An 18,890-nucleotide genomic window follows, 5' to 3' on the forward strand; every position below is an offset into this window, starting at 1 on the left:
GTTAGAAGCAGCTTCAAGCCGTTCCGATAATCAGATTTCGCAGTCGACTGAATTCAAAGCCTTGCGCAAGCCACCAAACGCGCTTAGCCGACAGGGCTCGGTGTCGCTGGCGGTCTTTCGCCGCTCGGAAATGGTAGTTCGCCTGATATCGGTTGTCTTTGGCTTCGGCTTAGGAGCGGCGGCGGTCGTGACCTTCTTTGATTTGCGATCGTGCCGATGGCGGTTGATTATCCTCGGGGGCTCCGAAGAACCGACACTGATGCCTTGCGGCGGAGAAATGCGTTCGTCGACCAGAGCATGATGACTTTTCTTCGAATCGTCATCCTGCCCTATCTCTTTGATTTGAGCATGATCTTCGCGCAAACGCGTTCCGCGTTTGTCGCGAGGGAAAACCGGTACCGACTTTTCGCGAACGCGGCCCTCTGGGTCCGGATCATGCTCTAGAGCATGCTGCGCTGGCGTCTCGCTGCTCGCAGCGGCAAATTCAAGTCGATCAGCCTTCGCCAACGCAGCATGTGAATCGGAAATATGTGAATCGGAAACGCCTACGGTTGTCTCGGCAAGGGGCTGGACGACCACTAGTGCATTACGCGCAGGAGTTCTGAGTTCCATTGCCGCGAGCACGCCAACACCCAATGGGATGAGGAGGCCCAACAACATCATTCTCAGCATGATGCTCCTCCACTTTGTTTAGTGGCAGTGAAAATTCTCCGGTCCAATGCGGCAACTTGGCGGCGGCTCGAGTAACAAACCGACCCACGTACAGTCTGTTTGCCAACAAGGTTAACCCGCCGGCCTAGATGTTCCTGAACGTTAAATGGAGGAACAGGATCGCTGCTCGGTGATTTCCCGGACGGTGCGGCAAGGATTGCCTGCAGCAAACACGCCCTCAGGAATGTCCGCGTCACAATGCTTCCCGCGCCGATCACTGCCCGCGATCCGATCCGGACGGCAGAATGATCGCTCCGCCGCCGACCCATACGTCCGATCCGATTTCGATTGGCTTGCCGAACTCTTCCTTTCAGCGCTGTTCGGCGTTCCAGGGGTGCATCGGCGTCAGAATTTGCGCCGCCGGGCCGAACAGCGTGAAGTCGCCGATCCTTACCGGGCATACGTCGAGCACCACGCAATTGAAGTTGAAGAAGACGCGCTCGCCGAGTTCGATGTTCGAGCCGTAATCGCAGAAGAACGGCGGCTGCATCCACACCGTCTCTCCGCCGGCGCCGAACAATTCGGTCAGTGTGCCCTTCGCGGGTATGACAGGAAAATGTGGAGCGACTTACGGCGGCAAAGCCATCGGCGTCGGAATAACCGGGCCAAACCTCCCCCGTTAACCCTTTGCTAACCATACACCGGGCAAAAATTGCCGGGTGAAGTCGAGTGTCGTCGGCCGCGTAAAACGGGAGGAACCCCGTGGACGCCAGTGCGGTGCCTCACTTTCGGAACGGCGGCCCTTCAGCCGCCGCCAAGACGTCTGGCGCCCGATGGCGGCAGACGCGGGGGGAAGCGGCTACCATGGTCGATGTCACGGCGGGTCAGGGCGGCGCAGGCACGGGCGGCAAGTTTCCGTCCTTGAGCGAAATCGGCGATATCCTGAAGCGCGGCGATCTGGCGCTGGCGCTCGGCGTCCTCGTCATCCTCGTGGTGCTGATCCTGCCGCTGCCGGCGATCGTGCTCGATCTGTTCCTGGCGATCTCGATCACGGTGTCGATCCTGATCCTGATGACGTCGCTGTTCATCCAGGCGCCGCTGGAATTCTCGGCATTCCCGACCGTGCTTCTGATCTCGACCATGCTGCGGCTGTCGCTGAACATGGCCTCGACCCGCCTGATCCTGTCGCACGGCCATGAGGGCACGGCCGCCGCCGGCCATGTCATCGAAGCGTTCGGCAATTTCGTGATGAGCGGTAATTTCGTGATCGGAATTATCGTGTTCGCGATCCTCGTGATCGTGAACTTCGTCGTCATCACCAAGGGTTCGGGGCGCATCGCCGAAGTCGCCGCGCGCTTCCAACTGGATTCGATGCCGGGCAAGCAGATGGCGATCGACGCCGATCTCTCCGCCGGCCTGATCGACGAGAAGACCGCCAAGGAGCGCCGCAAGGCACTCGAGGACGAAAGCGGCTTCTTCGGCGCCATGGACGGCGCCTCGAAATTCGTCCGCGGCGACGCGATCGCGGGCCTCTTGATCGTCTTCATCAACGTGATCGGCGGCATCATCATCGGCGTCGCCCAGCAGGGCATGAGCTTTGGCGACGCCGCCCGTACCTACACCATTCTGACGGTCGGCGACGGCCTGGTGACGCAGGTGCCGGCACTGATCGTCTCCACCGCCGCGGGCCTCCTGGTGTCGAAGGCCGGCATCACCGGTGCGGCCGACAAGGCGCTGATGAAGCAGCTCTCGGGTTACCCGCAGGCGCTCGGCATGTCGGCCGGCGTGATGCTGGTGCTGGCGCTGTTGCCGGGCATCCCGATGCTGCCGTTCCTGGCGCTCGGCGGCGGCGCCGCGGCGCTGGCCTGGAAAGCGCGAAACCACAACAACGTCACCAAGGCTGCCGAGGCCGCCGCGGCCGCTGCACCCGATCTCGCGGCGGCTGCCGCCAACGCCGCGGCCGAAGAGCCGATCGCCACCGCGCTCAAGATCGACGACCTCAAGATCGAGCTTGGCTATGCGCTGCTGCCGCTGGTCAACGGCCCTGACGGCACCGACCGCCTGACCGAGCAGATCAAGGCGTTGCGCCGCTCGCTCGCGATCGAAATGGGGTTTGTGATGCCCGCCGTGCGCATCCTCGACAACGTCCAGCTCGAGGCCAACACCTACGTCATCAAGATCAAGGAAGTGGACGCCGGCACCGGCAAAATCTGGCCGAACCAGTTCATGGTGATGGACCCCGCCGGCAACCAGGTCGGCGTGCCCGGCATCCACACCGTCGAGCCGACGTTCGGTCTGCCGGCCACCTGGGTCGATGCCGCACTGAAGGAAGAGGCCTCGCTGAAAGGCTACACGGTGGTCGATGCCGCGACCGTGCTGTCGACGCACCTCACCGAGCTGCTCAAGAACAACATGAGCGACTTGCTGTCCTATGGCGAGGTGCAGAAGCTCTTGAAGGACCTGCCGAAGGAACAGGGCGAACTGGTCAAGGACATCGTGCCGAGCCAGGTCACGGTGTCGGGCATCCAGCGCGTTCTGCAGCTTCTCCTGGCCGAGCGGATCTCGATCCGCGACCTCTCCACCATCCTCGAAGGCATCGCCGACGCGCTCGCCTTCTCGCGCAACCCCGCCACCATGGTCGAGCACGTCCGCGCCCGCCTCGCCCGCCAGATCTGCGCACAGAATACCACATACAACGGTTATCTGCCGCTGATCGCGCTGTCGTCGCGATGGGAACAGGCGTTTGCGGAATCGATCGTGGGTCAGGGCGAAGAGCGCAGCCTCGCAATGCAGCCCTCAAAGCTGTCGGAGTTCATGGCCAGTGTTCGCAACGCCTTCGAGCAGGCAGCGCGCGAGGGCGAGGCGCCGGTGCTGGTCACCTCCGCTGCAATCCGCCCGTTCGTGCGCTCGCTGGTCGAGCGGTTCCGCTCGCAAACCACCGTGTTGTCGCAGGCGGAAATTCACCCGCGCGCGCGGCTGAAGACGGTCGGTAGCGTCTAGTTTGGCGGCGGGCGCGGCGCAAATCACCGGCGAAAATGGCGAAGCCTTTTCGCCACAGGCAACTGGTTTGTCGAAAATGGCCGATATGGCACCATTCGGCCTTGAGAAGCGGTGATCTCCACATAAGCTATTACAGAGACTGAATATTTATTCATTTCCGGCGATCGCCGCAGGCGTTCCGATCGCGGCCGTTCAAGTCTTTTCACCGCCTTGTGATCGCTCCTTTGGAAACAGATCCCGGAGTCCTACGTTTTCTGACGCGAGACGTTGAACCAGCCTGCGGACGCATCCAACAAATCCGTTAGGCCGGAGGCGGCAGGAGACTTCCATGAACCATTCGATCTACAGCGCGGATCGCACGACCCATCTCAAGATCGTGGTCGTGGCCCTCGTGGCAGGTGTCGTGGTCGCCGGGTTCAGCATCTCCGCGCGCAACAGCTCGGATGAAGGTCTCACCCAGACCGCGAGCACGCGCGTGATGAAGGCCGGCAAGCCGGTGGCGATCACCAGTTCCGGTAACTCAGTCGTACGTTAACGGAGGAATCCGCAACAGGAATTCACGGAATTCACGCGGCTCTTTACAGCCCCCCAAAGTCGCCACGTGGATATATAAGACCCCAACTACCCCCAAGTTGACTGCGAAAACGCCCGCTCCCCACGGGCGTTTTCTTTTTTGTTGGCGTGCTGCTCCGCCCCAGCAGGCGCTAGCGAGCAGCCGGTACCGTCTCGATCAGCTTGCCGCTAAAGACCGGCGCCGAGGTCGGCTGGCCGCTCGGCGAGCCGCCGGCCTGCTCGACCGTCACCGCAAAGAGAGCGGTGTTGATCGTACTGGCGTCGTAGGTGGCGAGCGCCGGGCGCGCGGTGAATTCGCTGCCGCCGATCACGCCGAGCGAGCGCGGTTGCGGCAGGCGGTCGGAAATCAGCCAGAGCTCAAAGCTCTTGCCCGGCTCGGCATCGGCCCCGACCTTGCGGACGGTGAAATTTTTCGTCGCCGCATCGACCGTCAAGATGAACGCGGGTGAACCGCCGTCACGCTGCAGCAGCGCGACATATTGCGCCGAGGGTGTCGGCTGTGGCGCCGGCGTCTTCACCTCGACGGTCTGGATGCGCGGCTTGGGCCGCAGCGCCTCCGGTAACAGTTCCGGCCGATAGACCTGCACCGCCAGCATCGCGATAAGCGATGCGGCAATTGCGGTGGCAAAGGAAGCCACATTGCGCCAGCGCTTCGCGCGGCCCGTCAACTGGATGACGTTCGAACTGTCCGCAACCGCATTGTCTGCCACGCCCGGCGCCGTGACGGCTGGCGGTGCCTCGGCCACCACGGGCTCGGCCGGAGGCGCAGGCTGCGGCGCCTGAGGCAGCGTCAGCGGCGCCTGCGCTTCCGTGGAACTTCCAATCGCGGCCTTGATGTTTTCCCACACGATCGGCCGCGGCTCGACCGAACCGACCATCTGGTTCAAGACGCCAAGGCGGTATTCCCAGGCGTGAACGAGCGCGCTGTATTCGGCATCGACGGCCATCATGGTCTCGACCTGCGCGCGCTCGTCGGCATCGAGGGTGCCGAGCGCATATTCCGCAGCGAGTGCAATATGGTCTTCGCTATAGGCCATCGTTCAAGACCCGGACCCTAGTCCGAGACACTCCCTTATCTCCATCATGCTGCGGCGCAGCCACGTCTTCACCGTATTCACCGGTGTCTCGAACTTGACGGCGAGCTGTTCGCGGCTCCAGCCGTTGTAGTAGGCGAGCAGCACGAGCTTCTGCCGATCCGGCTCCAGGCGGCCGACGCATTCCAGCAACCGCTTCAACTCTTCCGTCATCTCGCGCCGCGCCAGCGGATCGGGCGACTCGGCCGCCACTTCCATGGCGGTCGGCTCCTCCTCGATCGAGCTTTCGCTCTTCTTGCGCACCACATCGATCGCCCGGTTGCGCGCGATCGACGCCATCCACGTGATCGGCGAAGCGAGCGCCGGGTTGAACTGTCCCGCGCTGTTCCAGATCTTGACGTAAGCCTCCTGAATGACCTCCTCCGCGAGGTCCTGACGCCTCAAGATACGGAGCACGACGCCGAAGAGTTTCGCGCGCGTGGCGGCGTAAAGGCGCTCAAAAGCGGCCTCATCCCCCTTCGCCACCGCGGCAATCAGCCAGACCAGCTCCGCTGGCGTCAGCATTCAACGACCCCCAAGATCGATCTCGGTCCTCCATCGCGTCGTACGCTGGAGCAATCGAGAAGTTTCGTAGCATACCCTGCGTCAAACTGGGCACCAAGTCGCCGATTCCGGGCAATCCGCCAAGAAAACCACCAAGAAAAAACCCGGGCCTTGTGGCCCGGGTTTTCGATTCCTTCAACCGATGAGTGTGAGAAGCGTCAGGCGACGCCAAGCCGGGCGCGCATCAGGCCGATACTGTCCATGTCGGCCTGTTCGCGGGCGCTCTCCTCGGCGCGCTCGCGCGCCTGGTCGCGCTCGTCGAGCAGTTCGACCTTTTTCAATTCCTCGAACGCCTCGCTCAACAGGCTTTTGGCATCCTCGAGCTGGATGCGCAGTTCGTCGGCGGAGCGGGTCAGGTTTTCCCGGCGCTGGATCGCGGCCTTGGCGTAGGTCGGATAGGCGAAGTGGGAGGGGTCGTTGATTCCGGCCCGCTCCTGCTCGGTCTGGATTTCGCGCTCGAGATCAACCGACATGCGCTGGAAGTCGGCGATCATGCCTTCGATCTGGGTAACCCTTCGGCGCTTCTCGTCGACCTGAAATTTCTTCAGGCGGATCAGCGTTTCTCGTGACTTCATCGACTCATACTCCCCAGAAGTCCCAATCTGAACGCGGGACGGAGCCGGCTCCCTCGGGGGACCCCACCGGCGTCATTAATCATGTGCCGGGGATGATGGCCTGACAAAGTTAGCGTTCCGTTTCCAAATTGGCGAGGATCTGCGCCAATTGGCGGTAGCCGTCATCGAGGCTCGAGTTTTCGTCCTTGGCCTGGCGCAGAAAGGCTTCCAGCGGCTCGTGCAACCGGATCGCCTCGTCGACCTCCGGGCTCGAGCCTGCCCGATAGGCGCCAAGCCGGATCAGTTCCTCCATGTCGGCGTAGGTCGCCATCACCTGGCGGCCCCGCATGATTATGGGAAGATAGTCGGGATTGGCCGATCTCGGCATGGTGCGCGAGACCGATTTGAGAATATTGATCGCGGGAAACCGTCCGCGCTCTGCAATCGAGCGCTGCATAACGATGTGACCGTCCAGAATGCCACGCACCGCATCCGCGATTGGTTCGTTGTGGTCGTCACCATCGACCAAGACCGTGAAAATGGCAGTGATGGTGCCGACGCCGGTGCCCGGCCCTGCCCGTTCCAAGAGTTTTGGCAGCTCCGTAAACACCGTCGGCGTATAGCCTTTCGCGGTCGGCGGCTCGCCGGCCGACAGCCCGATCTCGCGCTGCGCCATCGCAAAGCGCGTGACCGAATCCATCAGGCACAGCACGTCCTTGTCCTCGTCGCGGAAATATTCTGATATCGCCAGCGTCAGGTAGGCGGCCTGCCGCCGCATCAAGGCGGGCTCATCCGATGTCGCCACCACCACCACCGAGCGCGCCAGGCCTTCGTCGCCAAGATCCTCCTGCAGAAATTCCTGCACCTCGCGGCCGCGTTCCCCGATCAGGCCGATGACGGTGATATCGGCATCGACATTGCGCGCCAGCATCGACAGCAGCACCGATTTGCCGACACCGGAGCCGGCGAAGATGCCGAGCCGCTGGCCGCGGCAGCAGGTCAGGAACGTGTTGAGCGCCCGCACGCCGAGATCGAGCGGCGCCCCGACGCGCTTGCGCGAATGCGCCGGCGGCGGCGCATTGCGATAGGGCATGGGCGACGGGCCCTGCACCAGCGGCCCCTTGCCGTCGATCGGCTCCCCCATGGCGTTGATGACCCGGCCGAGCCAGGCCGGCGACGGCCGCACCTGGCTTGCCGCCGTCGCAATGACCGCGCGGCAACCACGCCGGACGCCGTCGAGTCCACCGAACGGCATCACGACAGCATTGCTGCCGGAAAAGCCGATTACCTCGGCCGGGATGAAGCGGCTTCCGCCGGTCTCGATGACGATGCGGGCGCCGACCGACATCGCATGAATGGGCCCTGCGATCTCGACCATCAGGCCGCGCACGCCCACAACGCGGCCATATATATTGACGCCGTCGATATCGCCGATCTGCTCCGCGAGCGCCTTCATTGCGAAAACCTTAAGTTTCCGCACTTTAAGAAACCGCGCTTAACCTCGTGTTTACCCGCATCATTAATCATTGCGTCACTGTCTTTGGTGACTGAAAGCGCTTGCCCGTCAGAAGAAGGGCTAAACGCGGGAGTCGGTTAGGCCCGCCTCTTAATCTGGAACCTGAGTGGGCACTATGGAGAAAAGCTGCTTCCGAGCAACATCTTAGGGCGATTCGTTAGAAATTGCACTTAAAGAGCTTGCGAACCGGAATCAGATTTTGTTAACCATGTGTCTGTCAGGATCCGAATCAGTTGTTAAAGGCGTTTTGAGTGCCGCAAGTGCGGCCGACCTGACGCCCGGAGCGGCGGACTAAAGGGGACTGGCATGCGCGTTTTGCTGATAGAAGATGACAGCGCCGTCGCGCAGTCGATCGAATTGATGCTGAAATCCGAGAGTTTCAACGTCTACACGACGGATCTCGGAGAAGAAGGCGTCGATCTAGGTAAGCTTTACGACTACGATATTATCCTTCTCGACCTCAACCTGCCCGACATGTCCGGCTACGACGTGCTCAAGCAGCTCCGGGTATCGAAAATCAAGACTCCCATTCTGATCCTCTCCGGCCTCGCCGGCATCGAGGACAAGGTCAAAGGTCTCGGCGTCGGTGCCGACGACTACATGACCAAACCGTTCCACAAGGACGAACTGGTTGCCCGCATCCACGCGATCGTGCGCCGTTCCAAGGGTCACGCCCAGTCGGTCATCCAGACCGGAGATCTCGTGGTCAATCTCGATACCAAGACGGTCGAGGTCGGTGGCCAGCGCGTGCACCTGACCGGCAAGGAATACCAGATGCTGGAGCTGCTCTCGCTCCGCAAGGGCACCACGCTCACCAAGGAAATGTTCCTCAACCACCTCTATGGCGGCATGGACGAGCCCGAGCTGAAGATCATCGACGTCTTCATCTGCAAGCTGCGCAAGAAGCTCGCGAACGCCTCCGAAGGCCGCAACTTCATCGAAACCGTGTGGGGCCGCGGCTACGTGCTGCGCGAGCCGCACGAGGCAGACGAGCGCATCCCCGCCTGATCAGGGCTTACGGCGAGCCCAAGGCTCGCCACCCCCGACTGGACCCCGCCCGAAATGGCGGGGTTTTTGTTTGGGCCACTGCCACGCGACAAATTCGCCTCCCCGGATTGAAACCCGCTTTGTCTCGTACTTGACGGAGTCATCCGCAAACGAGGGGGAAGTCATGAAAAACGTCAGGCTGGCTGCCGCTGTCGCGCTCGGATCGGCATCGGGCGCACTCATCGGCTATTCGGCGCTCGCCGGCGGCGACAAGGTCGCCTTCCCGGAGAATTTCGACAAGGGCACGCTCTACGCCACGGTCGATCGTTACGACAACAAGCAGTATCGCGAGCTCTATGCGACGCCAGCAGCGGTCGATGCGGTACGCAAGGGGCAACCGATCCCGAGCGGCACGGTGCTGACGCTGGTGCAGTACAAGGCGCAGCTCGATGCGGCCGGCGAGCCTCTCAAGGATGCCAACGGTCGTTTCCAGAAGGGCGAACTCGTTGCTTACACGGTGATGGAAAAGCGCGACGGCTGGGGCACCGAGTACAAGGACGACATTCGGAACGGCGAATGGGAGTATCAGGCGTTTGGCCCGGACAAGAAAGTCAACGACAAGGCCAATTTGACGGCCTGCTTCACCTGCCACAAACCGCATGCCGGGCAGGATTTCGTTATCTCACTGGCGGGCTTGAAGGGCACGCCCGAAGGCGCCATGGCAAAGCCGGCGCCGGGGCCCGGCGTGGTCTCAATCTCCGACTTCAAGTTCGGGCCGGAGACCGTCGTCGTCAGCAAGGGCCAGACCATCACCTGGCACAACACTGACTCCTCGCCGCACCAGGTCACGATCACTAGCCCCAAGGCGCAGCGCTCGCCGATCGCGTTGAAAGGCCAGACCACCCAGCTCACCCTCACTGACGCCGGAATCTACGATTACATCTGCGGCCTGCACCCGGCCATGAAGGGCAAGATCGAGGTCAGGGAATAGCCGGCTGAATCAAGGCCGCCATGGAAGTTTTGCGAACCCCGCCCGAAATGGTGGGGTTTTTGTTTGGGATTGAACCGCCTGCCCCGATGCGTCGACTGACAGATCGTGCGAACCTGCCGGAACGCACGAGTTGGGGCGAAATTCAATGATCCTGCAATCCCTCGCCGGGCTGCCGGCGTTTCTGGTGTATTTCTGCACGGCGATCGTTGCCGTGGTTGCCTACCTCTTCGTCTATACCCGCATCACCGCGCACAACGAGTTCGATCTGATCCGCGCCAATGAGCCGGCCGCCGCGATTGCGCTGGGCCTGAGCCTGCTCGGCTTCGTGCTGCCGCTGGTCAGCGCCATCACCCATTCGGCCAATGTCTGGGATTGCCTGATCTGGGCCGCGATCGCGCTGATCGTGCAGATCATCGTCTATTACCTCGTCAGGGTTCCGGTGCCGAACCTGTCGAAGCGGATCGCATCGGGCGAACTCGCCGCCGCGATCTGGCTCGGGCTGTCCTCGCTGGCCGCCGGCGCGATCAACGCCGCTTGCATGACCTACTGACCATGGCGAACAATTCAGAGCCTGAATTCGGCAAGCGCAAGCCGGTCTCGGTGCCGGCGGCGCCGCGTCCCGTTCCGCCGCCGGCCAAGCGTTCAGGCCATGTCGCACTCCTGCTGATGGGCACGTTTGCCGTCGGCGCCACCGCCTACACGCTGATGCCAAACCGCACTTGCGAGCAACCAAACCCGCACTTGGCATCGCCGACGCAAAACACCGCCGAGTGCTCCTCCCACAGCTCTTCCTCGGGCCATGGCGGCGGCTCCGGCGGCGGCTCGTCGCGCAGCGGTTACTATAGCAGCGACTACTCCTCTTCGAGCCATTCCTCCTCCGATTCCGGCTCGCATTCGGTGCAGCGCGGCGGCTTCGGCTCGTTCGGGCATGCCATCGGCTTTTCAGGCGGTTGAATTTCATGCAACGGATCGTCTGCCCCGAACGTGACGACTGGCGTGCCACCGCCGAAGGCGTCGGGTTTACTTTTCACACCATCAATGGCGAACGCTATTGGGATGAACGGGCCTATTACGCGTTCACGCTGCAGGAAATCGAACGGCGGATCGAGGCGCCCACCGCCGAGATCGATGCGATGTGCCTTGAGCTGGTCGGCCGCGTGATCAACGACGAAAAGTATTTGCGCCGATTGAAAATACCCGAAGCGTTCTGGCCGCTGATTTCCGAGAGCTGGCGCCGCCGTGACGCCAGCCTCTACGGCCGGCTGGACCTGAGCTACGACGGCTGGAGCCCGGCGAAACTGCTGGAATACAATGCCGATACGCCGACCTCGATTTTCGAAGCAGCGGTTTTTCAGTGGACCTGGCTCGAACAGGCGATGGAGCGCAACATCATCCCGAAACGCGCCGACCAGTTCAATTCAATCCACGAGCGCCTGATAGACGCCTGGAAGAAACATGGCGGCGCCAAGCATCTTCATCTCACAGGAATGACCGACAATGCCGAGGATGCCGGTACGCTGGCCTATCTGCAGGACACTGCGAGCCAAGCCGGATTGAAGACGACATTGATGGACATCAAGGAAATCGGGTTGGATGGCAATGGCCGCTTCGTCGATCTCGACGACCGCGCCATCGAACTCGCCTTCAAGCTCTATCCCTGGGAATGGATGTTCCGCGACACGTTCGGCGAAAAACTCGCAACCGCGCCGACCCGCTGGATCGAACCACCATGGAAGGCGATCCTCTCCAACAAGGGCATCCTTCCCCTGCTGTGGGGGATGTTTCCGAAGCATCCCAATTTGCTGCCGGCCTATTTCGAGGACGATCCGAAGGCGGCCATGCTCGGCTCCTCGTTCGTGCGCAAGCCGCTCTATTCGCGTGAAGGCGCCAATGTTGCGCTCGTCAGCGCCGGCACCACGCTGGCGGAGCAGCAGGGCCCCTATGGCGCGGAAGGATTCATCCGGCAGGCTTTCGCACCGCTGCCGAGCTTCACCGACCTATACCCGGTGCTCGGAAGCTGGCTGGTCGATCACACGCCATGCGGCCTGTCGATCCGCGAGGACGAGAACCCAATCACCGGCAACGCGTCGCGTTTCCTGCCGCACGCGATCTTGTAGCGCGGCAGCAGAGGCGGTGTGTCGCGCTCCCTCGCCCCGCTCTTCGCGGGGTCGAGACGACCGAAGCTCGCTCTTAGAGGGTTGGTGGGGTGAGGGTGAGGTCGCATCCCTCGTTGAAGGGGGCACGCCTAATGGGCTTCGATTTTTAACCTTTAGACTAACAGACATCACTAAATGATGCCGTTATTGAGTCAGCGCTCGCTGGGGATCGAATCCGAAACAATGCGAATTAGATCAGCCGTGATTTCAACTTGTGCTTGGCAATATACGAATTGCAACGCGGTCATTTCTGATAGCTCACTCGCGAGCGCAAGCTTTCGAGCGTAATCTAACTTCACGGCCACAACCCGCTTTAGAAGAGCGATTGTTTCCTTGGAAGCTGGTGCAGCCGACTTTGTCCCGGCGTCGAAAAAGAACGCAAAAGCCTTTTCAGCGTTATCGAGGCCAGTGGCGACCAGGAGACGAAGTTCTGTCGGTACATCGAGTCCGGTTTCCATCACCGGCTCTCGGACCAATCAATCGGGTTGAACCTAGCACACACTTCAGGAACCGGAAGCTGGCGCACCAGCGGCTTTAAGCTGCTCCAGCAATCCAGGCACTTCGGCTGGTGGTACCGGTTTGCTGAGCAGGTATCCCTGAACTTCGATACAGCCCTCCTGGTTAAGGCAGCGCATTTGCTCTTCCGTCTCGACTCCCTCGGCGGTTGTCGTGATGCCGAAGCTCACACCCAGCCCGGCGATCGCCCGAACGATTGCCAGGCTACCCTCATCAACGAGCACATCCCGGACGAAGGATTGATCTATCTTGATCTTGTCAAAGGGAAAGCTGCGCAGGTAACCGATGCTAGAATAGCCCGTGCCAAAATCGTCCATGGATATCCGGACGCCCAGTGCGCGCAAATGGTTCAAGATCCCGATGTTTCTTTCGGATTTTTCGAGCAACACCGATTCCGTGATTTCCAACTCGAGGCGGTTTGCTGGCAGTCCCGACGAAGCCAACGCGCTCATGACGGTTGAAACAAGGTTCCCCTTGGCGAACTGCAAAGGAGACAGATTGACCGAGAGGTTGATTTCGTCCGGCCAGTGGACCGCCTCCATACATGCTTGTCTCAACGCCCACTCGCCCAGCGGCAGGATCAGGCCCATTTCCTCGGCGACCGGAATGAATTCCGACGGCGCCACCGAGCCCCGCTCGGGATGATGCCAGCGCATCAACGCTTCAAAGGCGGTTACCTTCTTGGTCTGCAGGTTAACCAGCGGTTGATAGAACAGGCTGAAGTCGCCCTGGGCCAACGCGTTGCGCATATCCCGCTCCAGCGACCGCCTGGTCTGGACGATGGCATCCATCTGCGGATCGAACATGCGAAATGTGCCGCGACCGCCGGACTTCGCGCTGTACATCGCGAGATCCGCGCATTTAAGGACGGTTTCCGCATTCATTTCACCAGGATGCACAATCGCAATTCCGACGCTCGCGCCCACAGTCACGTCGTTTCCCTCGATAGTCTGCGGATGAGCCGCGACCTCGATGACTCGCTCCGCAAGAGCGAGCGACGCTGATGGTTGGATACCCGATATCTGCAGGATCGCGAACTCGTCGCCGCCAAGCCGCGCAATGCGGTCCGTTGGCGGCAGCAGATCGCGAAGCTTGGCAGAAAGGGACTTCAGAAGCAGATCGCCGACCGAGTGGCCCCCGGTGTCGTTGACCGCCTTGAATCCATCGAGATCTACGAACAGGACCGCAAGCGGATGCGGTGTCACCGTTTCGTCTGTAAGCGCCTGCTCGAGTTGTTCCTTGAACAGCATCCGATTGCCGAGCCCCGTCAGCGAATCATGATAAGCTAGATATTGGGATCTCGCCTGCAGTTCCTCACGATCCGCGATCTCTTCCTTGAGCCTTTGATTGGCGTCGGCGAGGCGCTTGGTGCGCTCTTCCACGCGCGCCTCCAATGCTTCATTTGTCCTGCGAAGCTGCTCATTCGCAAACTCCACCTGCTGCTCGGCGCGCCTGCGGCTGATCTGCGTATTAACCCGCGCCAATGCGACCGAAAAATCCACCGGCTTCGTGACGTAGTCATTGGCGCCGCACTCGAGGGCGTCGACAATGTTGGTGCTTTCCGACTTGGCGGTAACCATGATGACGGGAAGTGCGGACGCCGATTTTCGATCGCGGATCCGCTTCAAGGTTTCTATGCCGTCAATTCCAGGCATCATGACGTCGAGAAGGACGAGATCGAACGTCTCTCTCTCGATCAGTTCAATGGCGGCAAGCCCGGATTCCGCCTCCGTGACGGCAAAGCCGCGCCGTTCAAAGCGCCGCGAAAGGATCGCGCGATTGTCGCTGATGTCGTCGACAATCAGCAAATGGGGACGCACCTCAGCATCGCTGGCGGTGGTACTCGTGGACTCCTGTGACGCAAAGTCCTCGAGACGAGTTACATTTGTGTTCTGGATGGACATCTTTACACCGCCGATGAACTGGCGACCGCAAACGCGGGCATGATGGACGGTTCATCGGCCGGCTGCTGCTCGGTCATCCAGGCCAGCACACGTATGGTGAAGCAGGATCCTCGTCCAGGCTCGCTGGTTGCCGAGATGCCTCCGCCCATCAGCGCACAAAGCTTCTGGCTTAGCGCAAGACCGAGTCCCGTTCCGCCATACTTGCTGGATGTCGCTTGGCTCGCCTGACCAAAATTCTGGAAGAGTCTCCCGATTTCGGACTCGCTGATGCCTATTCCGGTGTCCTGAACCTGGATCTCGATCCAGTCGCCCGCCTGATGCTTGCGGCGCTGCGCCGAGAGGACGATCGTGCCCGCTTCCGTGAACTTCGCGGCATTGCTCAACAGATTGAGCGCGGCCTGTCGCAGCTTGGTCTGGTCCGTCGACACGATGCCCAGGTTGGATGGGCACCTGACGACAAGCTTGTTCTTCTTTTCGGCCACCGTCGGCTGAACCGTGGCGACAACCTCGAGAACCATGTCATTCAGATCGAACTGTTCGATCTTCAGCTCGACATGGTTGGACTCGATCTTCGACAGATCGAGAACGTCGGTCACCAACGACAGCAGATGCTTTCCTGCGGAATTGATCCGTTCGAGATCCGGCTTCTTTCGGCTGTTCTTGCCCTCGAATTCCACACCCTCGAGCAAAATCTCGCTGAATCCGATCACGGCATTCAGCGGCGTTCGAAGCTCGTGGCTCATCTTGGCCAGGAAGATCGACTTCGCGCGGTTCGCCTCATCGGCCCTGTCCTTGGCTTCGCGCAGGCGCACCGCCGTCTCCCGATGCCTTTCGGCTTCGCGCTCGAGCTCGGATCCCACGGTGATCATGTTGGCGTAGTAGATCGCCATCCACGACATGTAGATCGTGGCGGAGAGGATCGAGATCCAGCCGACCGTCGAAAGTTGTTCGTGCGACAGTAGCGTCGGAAAACCCCACAGCAGGTAGGCAAGAATGAAGCCAAGAATGTTGAACGTGAACAGGCCGACGACGAGGATTGGCCGTTCCGACAGATAGAAGAAGCCAAGCAGCAGGCTGACGATCAACCACGGCAGAAATGGCGAGCTGACGCCGCCGTAGAAGTAGGCGCCGAACAACGAGGTGAAAGCAAGCAACTCAACGGAGATCAGCGCCGATAGCTGCAGGTTGCCGCTCGTCTTGTAGACGAACGGAAGAGTCCAGAACAGCCAGATGCAAGTGATGACGGTCCAGCAGGCAAAACCCTGGTGCGGGTCGCTGAGATAGAGAAACAGACTGATGGACTGCGAAAGTGCAGGCCCGAACAGATGAGTGAATATGAAGTTCTGCGCGAGTTCCCGCTCGGAGCGCTCGAGCTTGGCCTCCGCCGGAACAAACCAATCAATAAACTTAACGACTTCTTGCCAAACGGGCATATTGAGCCCCCACTGAAGTTTTATGGCAGGCAAGCTAGCGCACCGCCTTTTAAGAATCGGTTTAGTCGGGGGTGACTGTCGATTAACGCGGTTTTAAGCGAGCTGTGAAACTGTTAGCTGCCGGAAACTGTACTTATTTTTACTTGCAAAGTCGCAAGGGCAACGGATCGGAATATCGGAACACTAACTCGCAGGAAGCGGGCCCAATTTCATGAACGCCAAGTTTGCAACGGCACTTGCTGCCCTCGACAATCTGGTCAATTACTTCATTCCGCCCAGCATCGCCTCCGACCGCGATACGAGAAACCGTGCTCACGTGTTTCTTGTCAGTCACATCCTGGGTCCGTTCATCGGAAACGTCGTCCCGATTTCAATCTATCTGCTAGATCCTGCGCCCGGATATGACGTGGCGGTGTTGGCGGCGTCGATCACGTTGTTCTGGGTATTTCCGTTCATTCTGCGCGCCGGCGCGCCCTACGACACGCTTGCGCTCGTCTCGATCGAGAACCTGATCTTCTGCATTCTCTGGAGCTGCTTCTTCTATGGCGGCGTGACCTCCCCCACGCTTGCCTGGGTACTCGTCATACCGTTACTGGCATTTTTCTATCTGGGCTCGTCGAGCAAGCTGCGCCTGATCGTAATGATCATGTTCGTTGCCAACGTGGCGGTATTCACCTTCTTCTACTCGCGTGGGTTCGAAATCAACAGCAAGCTGCCGGTTGCTGCGATGCAGGGGCTTGGTCTCGTCTCGACGACGGCGGCGTCGATCTATGTGGCGATGATGGCGCTCTATTATGCGAAGATCCAGGCCTCGCAGGGCGAGCTAGAAAGCGAGATGCGGCAGCACATGGCGACGGCATCGGCGTTGCGTGCGGCTACCGAGGAAGCCGAGCGCGCGGGAGCCGCGAAATCCGAATTTCTGGCCAAGATGAGTCACGAGCTGCGCACACCGCTCAACGCAGTGATCGGCTACAGCCAGATGCTGCTCGAAGACGCCGAGATAGAAGGCGACAGGGAGGGTATTGCTGACCTGACCAAGATACACACGGCCGGACAGCACCTGCTGAAGCTCGTCAACGAGGTGCTCGATCTTTCCAAGATCGAAGCAGGAAAAATGGAGCTGCATCTGGAAGAAATAGATTTCAGCGAATTGCTTCGGGATGTTGCCGAACGGGCGAGGACCGCAGTTGAGGCAAACGGAAGCGAGTTCGCATGTTCGATCTCCCCCGATCTGGGGACCGCGCTCTGCGATGCTGGAAGGTTTCGCAATTTGGTTGGGCAGCTGACTGATAACGCAGCGAAATTCACCCACAACGGTACGGTAGAAATCGCCGCGCGACGCCTCAAGAGCGTGGCGGGCGATCAACTCATCGTTGACGTCATCGATACGGGAATCGGTATCGCGCCGGATCAAATGCCGAATCTCTTCGAGAAATTCACTGTCGCCGACGACTCCAGCACCAGCAAGTATGGCGGTACGGGACTTGGATTGGCGCTCAGCCAAAGGCTCTGCAAGTTGATGGGCGGCCAGATCTCCGTGGAAAGCGAACCCGGAAAGGGCAGCCGCTTCACCATCCGAATGCCACTCGTCGAAGGTCGGCGGAAAACCGACCGCTACGCCGCGGCCACGCTCGTTCCCGACGTCACCGATACTGCTCTGCCTGCTCCCGCCGGAATTGCCAATGCATAGAATTCTGCTTGTTGAAGACAATGAGATGAACAGGGACATGCTTACGCGCCGTCTCGAGCGCAACGGCTTTTCTGTCTGCTCCGCTTGCGACGGTCCGACGGGCGTGGATATGGCAGCGAGCGAATTGCCCGATCTGATCCTGATGGATGTAGCGCTCGGCGAAATGGACGGTTGGGAAGCAACACAGCGGATCAAGGCCAATCCGGCAACATCGGCCATTCCCATCATTGCACTGACAGCCCATGCGCTTGCCAGCGATCGCGACAAGAGCGTCGAAGTCGGATGCTCCGATTTTGATACGAAGCCTGTCGACATGCAGCGGCTGCTCGGCAAGATGCGGTCGCATCTGCCTTCGGTCGCTCGCGAGAGTCCGGCCGCCTAGGCCCACGCCGTCGAACTTCAGCGCGGTCAGTACTTCGCGACCACGGGGCCACCAAACCTGTAGTTCACGCGGGTCGTGACGAGATCAACATCCTGACGGGTGGCAACCGTGCCGGCGTAAGCACCAGCCGGGCTGGTAAAGTCAAACGTACGATCCTGCATGAACAGATGATCGTACTCCACACCGACCGACCAGTTCGAAGCGAAGCCGAATTCGAGGCCGACGCCTACCGCGGCTCCCCATCGCGTGTCGTTCGCAGCGCCGAGAACGATGCCGGTTGCATTGTCGGTGTAGCGGAAGCGGCTATCGGTGACGGCGCCGCCGCCCTTGACGTAAAACAGTGTATTTTCGACGGCCCAGCCGATCTGGCCGGTGAACAGGCCGAACGCTTCGATCCGTGACCGGTTGGTCGTGGCAGGGAACGGCGGGCTGATCTTGCTGCCGTTGAGGTCAGCCCAGTTACCCTGCGCTTCCAGACCAAAGACTGCGGCGCCTGCCTGCCAGCGATAGCCGATCTGGCCGCCGGCTACGGCGCCTGTCGCATCGTGGCAGCCTTCGGGGCCGAGCAGCGCAGGGGGTACCGGCGTGGGCGGAACAAGATCCCAGCAGTTGCGACTTGAGCCCCAGCCGCCGTTCGCGCCGATATAAAAGCCGGTCCATGAGAATACCGGAACAGGCGGGATGGGCGGGGCCGCCTTCACAGGCAATCGCAAATCCGCAGCGAATGCGGGCGCGGAAAGCGCACAGACAACCATCGCTGCCGCCGCGACCTGGCTTGAAATTTTGTGGAATGGCTGGCCTTTCAGGACGCCGATCATGAATTCCTCGCTTGCTCCGGATGGGCCTTGAAACATGAAAGACACATTGCGCCATCTATGGTTAACGCCGCCTTTACGCGCG

19 protein-coding genes are annotated in these 18,890 nt (G+C 60.6%); 9 read left to right on the top strand and 10 right to left on the bottom strand.

Features of this window, described 5'->3' with window-relative positions; all coding sequences use genetic code 11:
- Positions 1-30: 30 nt before the first annotated feature.
- Together V1273_RS28870 and V1273_RS28875 are read right to left on the bottom strand one after the other, a co-directional pair.
- Positions 31-672 carry a hypothetical protein gene (locus V1273_RS28870; protein ID WP_334364760.1) on the bottom strand — a complete coding sequence of 214 codons (642 nt, stop codon included), beginning with the start codon at positions 670-672 and terminating at the stop codon, positions 31-33.
- 349 nt (positions 673-1,021) lie between these two features.
- On the bottom strand, positions 1,022-1,207 hold the full coding sequence (locus V1273_RS28875; protein WP_334411658.1) for a hypothetical protein: 186 nt from the start codon (positions 1,205-1,207) through the stop codon (positions 1,022-1,024).
- 308 nt (positions 1,208-1,515) lie between these two features.
- Between V1273_RS28875 and flhA the strand changes: the two genes are divergently transcribed.
- Positions 1,516-3,651, top strand: coding sequence for a flagellar biosynthesis protein FlhA (gene flhA, locus V1273_RS28880; protein WP_334364762.1), 2,136 nt, complete (start codon positions 1,516-1,518; stop codon positions 3,649-3,651).
- A 328-nt stretch (positions 3,652-3,979) separates the two neighbouring features.
- Positions 3,980-4,186 (top strand): hypothetical protein, encoded by a 207-nt coding sequence (locus V1273_RS28885; RefSeq protein ID WP_334364763.1) that lies wholly within the window; start codon positions 3,980-3,982, stop codon positions 4,184-4,186.
- A gap of 169 nt (positions 4,187-4,355) precedes the next feature.
- Here V1273_RS28885 and V1273_RS28890 read toward each other — a convergent pair whose 3' ends face one another.
- The 4 genes from V1273_RS28890 to fliI form a co-directional block, all read right to left on the bottom strand.
- On the bottom strand, positions 4,356-5,261 hold the full coding sequence (locus V1273_RS28890; RefSeq protein ID WP_334364764.1) for an anti-sigma factor: 906 nt from the start codon (positions 5,259-5,261) through the stop codon (positions 4,356-4,358).
- A gap of 3 nt (positions 5,262-5,264) precedes the next feature.
- Positions 5,265-5,822, bottom strand: a complete 558-nt coding sequence (locus tag V1273_RS28895; RefSeq protein ID WP_334411659.1) for a sigma-70 family RNA polymerase sigma factor — start codon at positions 5,820-5,822, stop codon at positions 5,265-5,267.
- 197 nt (positions 5,823-6,019) lie between these two features.
- Complete coding sequence (fliJ, locus tag V1273_RS28900; protein ID WP_057842912.1) at positions 6,020-6,436, bottom strand: flagellar export protein FliJ; 417 nt, start codon at positions 6,434-6,436, stop codon at positions 6,020-6,022.
- A gap of 109 nt (positions 6,437-6,545) precedes the next feature.
- Positions 6,546-7,871 (bottom strand): flagellar protein export ATPase FliI, encoded by a 1,326-nt coding sequence (fliI, locus tag V1273_RS28905; RefSeq protein WP_065746183.1) that lies wholly within the window; start codon positions 7,869-7,871, stop codon positions 6,546-6,548.
- A 366-nt stretch (positions 7,872-8,237) separates the two neighbouring features.
- Here fliI and ctrA point away from each other — a divergent pair, with 366 nt between their 5' ends.
- From ctrA to V1273_RS28930, 5 genes are all read left to right on the top strand, one after another.
- Complete coding sequence (ctrA, locus tag V1273_RS28910; protein ID WP_016848562.1) at positions 8,238-8,939, top strand: response regulator transcription factor CtrA; 702 nt, start codon at positions 8,238-8,240, stop codon at positions 8,937-8,939.
- A 163-nt stretch (positions 8,940-9,102) separates the two neighbouring features.
- Positions 9,103-9,909 (top strand): cytochrome P460 family protein, encoded by an 807-nt coding sequence (locus tag V1273_RS28915; protein WP_334411660.1) that lies wholly within the window; start codon positions 9,103-9,105, stop codon positions 9,907-9,909.
- A gap of 145 nt (positions 9,910-10,054) precedes the next feature.
- Complete coding sequence (locus tag V1273_RS28920) at positions 10,055-10,459, top strand: DUF350 domain-containing protein (protein WP_213289180.1); 405 nt, start codon at positions 10,055-10,057, stop codon at positions 10,457-10,459.
- A gap of 2 nt (positions 10,460-10,461) precedes the next feature.
- Entirely contained in the window at positions 10,462-10,863 is a 402-nt protein-coding gene (locus V1273_RS28925; protein WP_334411661.1) for a hypothetical protein, read from the top strand.
- A gap of 5 nt (positions 10,864-10,868) precedes the next feature.
- Positions 10,869-12,026, top strand: coding sequence for a glutathionylspermidine synthase family protein (locus V1273_RS28930; RefSeq protein WP_334380605.1), 1,158 nt, complete (start codon positions 10,869-10,871; stop codon positions 12,024-12,026).
- Positions 12,027-12,217: 191 nt separating this feature from the next.
- On the opposite strand, the gene V1273_RS28935 is transcribed toward V1273_RS28930, so the two are convergent.
- Genes V1273_RS28935 through V1273_RS28945 form a run of 3 tightly spaced genes read right to left on the bottom strand, consistent with a single transcriptional unit; the run spans position 12,218 to position 15,918 of the window.
- Positions 12,218-12,523: a hypothetical protein gene (locus tag V1273_RS28935; RefSeq protein WP_334411662.1), complete on the bottom strand. Its 306-nt coding sequence runs from the start codon at positions 12,521-12,523 to the stop codon at positions 12,218-12,220.
- Positions 12,524-12,568: 45 nt separating this feature from the next.
- Complete coding sequence (locus tag V1273_RS28940) at positions 12,569-14,485, bottom strand: putative bifunctional diguanylate cyclase/phosphodiesterase (protein ID WP_334364770.1); 1,917 nt, start codon at positions 14,483-14,485, stop codon at positions 12,569-12,571.
- A gap of 2 nt (positions 14,486-14,487) precedes the next feature.
- Positions 14,488-15,918 carry a sensor histidine kinase gene (locus V1273_RS28945; protein WP_334411663.1) on the bottom strand — a complete coding sequence of 477 codons (1,431 nt, stop codon included), beginning with the start codon at positions 15,916-15,918 and terminating at the stop codon, positions 14,488-14,490.
- A gap of 211 nt (positions 15,919-16,129) precedes the next feature.
- On the opposite strand from V1273_RS28945, the gene V1273_RS28950 reads away from it, so the two are divergent.
- A complete protein-coding gene (locus V1273_RS28950; RefSeq protein ID WP_334411664.1) occupies positions 16,130-17,608 on the top strand; it encodes a sensor histidine kinase in 1,479 nt (492 codons plus the stop codon).
- The gene (locus V1273_RS28955) at positions 17,601-17,990 is read left to right on the top strand and encodes a response regulator (RefSeq protein ID WP_334364773.1); all 390 of its coding nucleotides are present in this window, start codon (positions 17,601-17,603) and stop codon (positions 17,988-17,990) included. Before V1273_RS28950 ends, V1273_RS28955 begins: the two co-directional genes overlap by 8 nt.
- Before the next feature lie 26 nt (positions 17,991-18,016).
- Here V1273_RS28955 and V1273_RS28960 read toward each other — a convergent pair whose 3' ends face one another.
- Positions 18,017-18,808 (bottom strand): outer membrane protein, encoded by a 792-nt coding sequence (locus tag V1273_RS28960; protein WP_334411665.1) that lies wholly within the window; start codon positions 18,806-18,808, stop codon positions 18,017-18,019.
- Positions 18,809-18,890: the final 82 nt, after the last annotated feature.

This window comes from Bradyrhizobium sp. AZCC 1721, assembly GCF_036924715.1.
Lineage (GTDB): Bacteria > Pseudomonadota > Alphaproteobacteria > Rhizobiales > Xanthobacteraceae > Bradyrhizobium.

What these genes read in the sequence shown, in the direction of transcription:
- V1273_RS28870 (WP_334364760.1), bottom strand. Translation starts at nt 672, where the DNA reads ATGCTGAGAATGATGTTGTTGGGCCTCCTCATCCCATTGGGTGTTGGC.
- flhA (WP_334364762.1), top strand. Translation starts at nt 1,516, where the DNA reads ATGGTCGATGTCACGGCGGGTCAGGGCGGCGCAGGCACGGGCGGCAAG.
- V1273_RS28885 (WP_334364763.1), top strand. Translation starts at nt 3,980, where the DNA reads ATGAACCATTCGATCTACAGCGCGGATCGCACGACCCATCTCAAGATC.
- V1273_RS28890 (WP_334364764.1), bottom strand. Translation starts at nt 5,261, where the DNA reads ATGGCCTATAGCGAAGACCATATTGCACTCGCTGCGGAATATGCGCTC.
- V1273_RS28895 (WP_334411659.1), bottom strand. Translation starts at nt 5,822, where the DNA reads ATGCTGACGCCAGCGGAGCTGGTCTGGCTGATTGCCGCGGTGGCGAAG.
- fliJ (WP_057842912.1), bottom strand. Translation starts at nt 6,436, where the DNA reads ATGAAGTCACGAGAAACGCTGATCCGCCTGAAGAAATTTCAGGTCGAC.
- fliI (WP_065746183.1), bottom strand. Translation starts at nt 7,871, where the DNA reads ATGAAGGCGCTCGCGGAGCAGATCGGCGATATCGACGGCGTCAATATA.
- ctrA (WP_016848562.1), top strand. Translation starts at nt 8,238, where the DNA reads ATGCGCGTTTTGCTGATAGAAGATGACAGCGCCGTCGCGCAGTCGATC.
- V1273_RS28915 (WP_334411660.1), top strand. Translation starts at nt 9,103, where the DNA reads ATGAAAAACGTCAGGCTGGCTGCCGCTGTCGCGCTCGGATCGGCATCG.
- V1273_RS28920 (WP_213289180.1), top strand. Translation starts at nt 10,055, where the DNA reads ATGATCCTGCAATCCCTCGCCGGGCTGCCGGCGTTTCTGGTGTATTTC.
- V1273_RS28925 (WP_334411661.1), top strand. Translation starts at nt 10,462, where the DNA reads ATGGCGAACAATTCAGAGCCTGAATTCGGCAAGCGCAAGCCGGTCTCG.
- V1273_RS28930 (WP_334380605.1), top strand. Translation starts at nt 10,869, where the DNA reads ATGCAACGGATCGTCTGCCCCGAACGTGACGACTGGCGTGCCACCGCC.
- V1273_RS28935 (WP_334411662.1), bottom strand. Translation starts at nt 12,523, where the DNA reads ATGGAAACCGGACTCGATGTACCGACAGAACTTCGTCTCCTGGTCGCC.
- V1273_RS28940 (WP_334364770.1), bottom strand. Translation starts at nt 14,485, where the DNA reads ATGTCCATCCAGAACACAAATGTAACTCGTCTCGAGGACTTTGCGTCA.
- V1273_RS28945 (WP_334411663.1), bottom strand. Translation starts at nt 15,918, where the DNA reads ATGCCCGTTTGGCAAGAAGTCGTTAAGTTTATTGATTGGTTTGTTCCG.
- V1273_RS28950 (WP_334411664.1), top strand. Translation starts at nt 16,130, where the DNA reads ATGAACGCCAAGTTTGCAACGGCACTTGCTGCCCTCGACAATCTGGTC.
- V1273_RS28955 (WP_334364773.1), top strand. Translation starts at nt 17,601, where the DNA reads ATGCATAGAATTCTGCTTGTTGAAGACAATGAGATGAACAGGGACATG.
- V1273_RS28960 (WP_334411665.1), bottom strand. Translation starts at nt 18,808, where the DNA reads ATGATCGGCGTCCTGAAAGGCCAGCCATTCCACAAAATTTCAAGCCAG.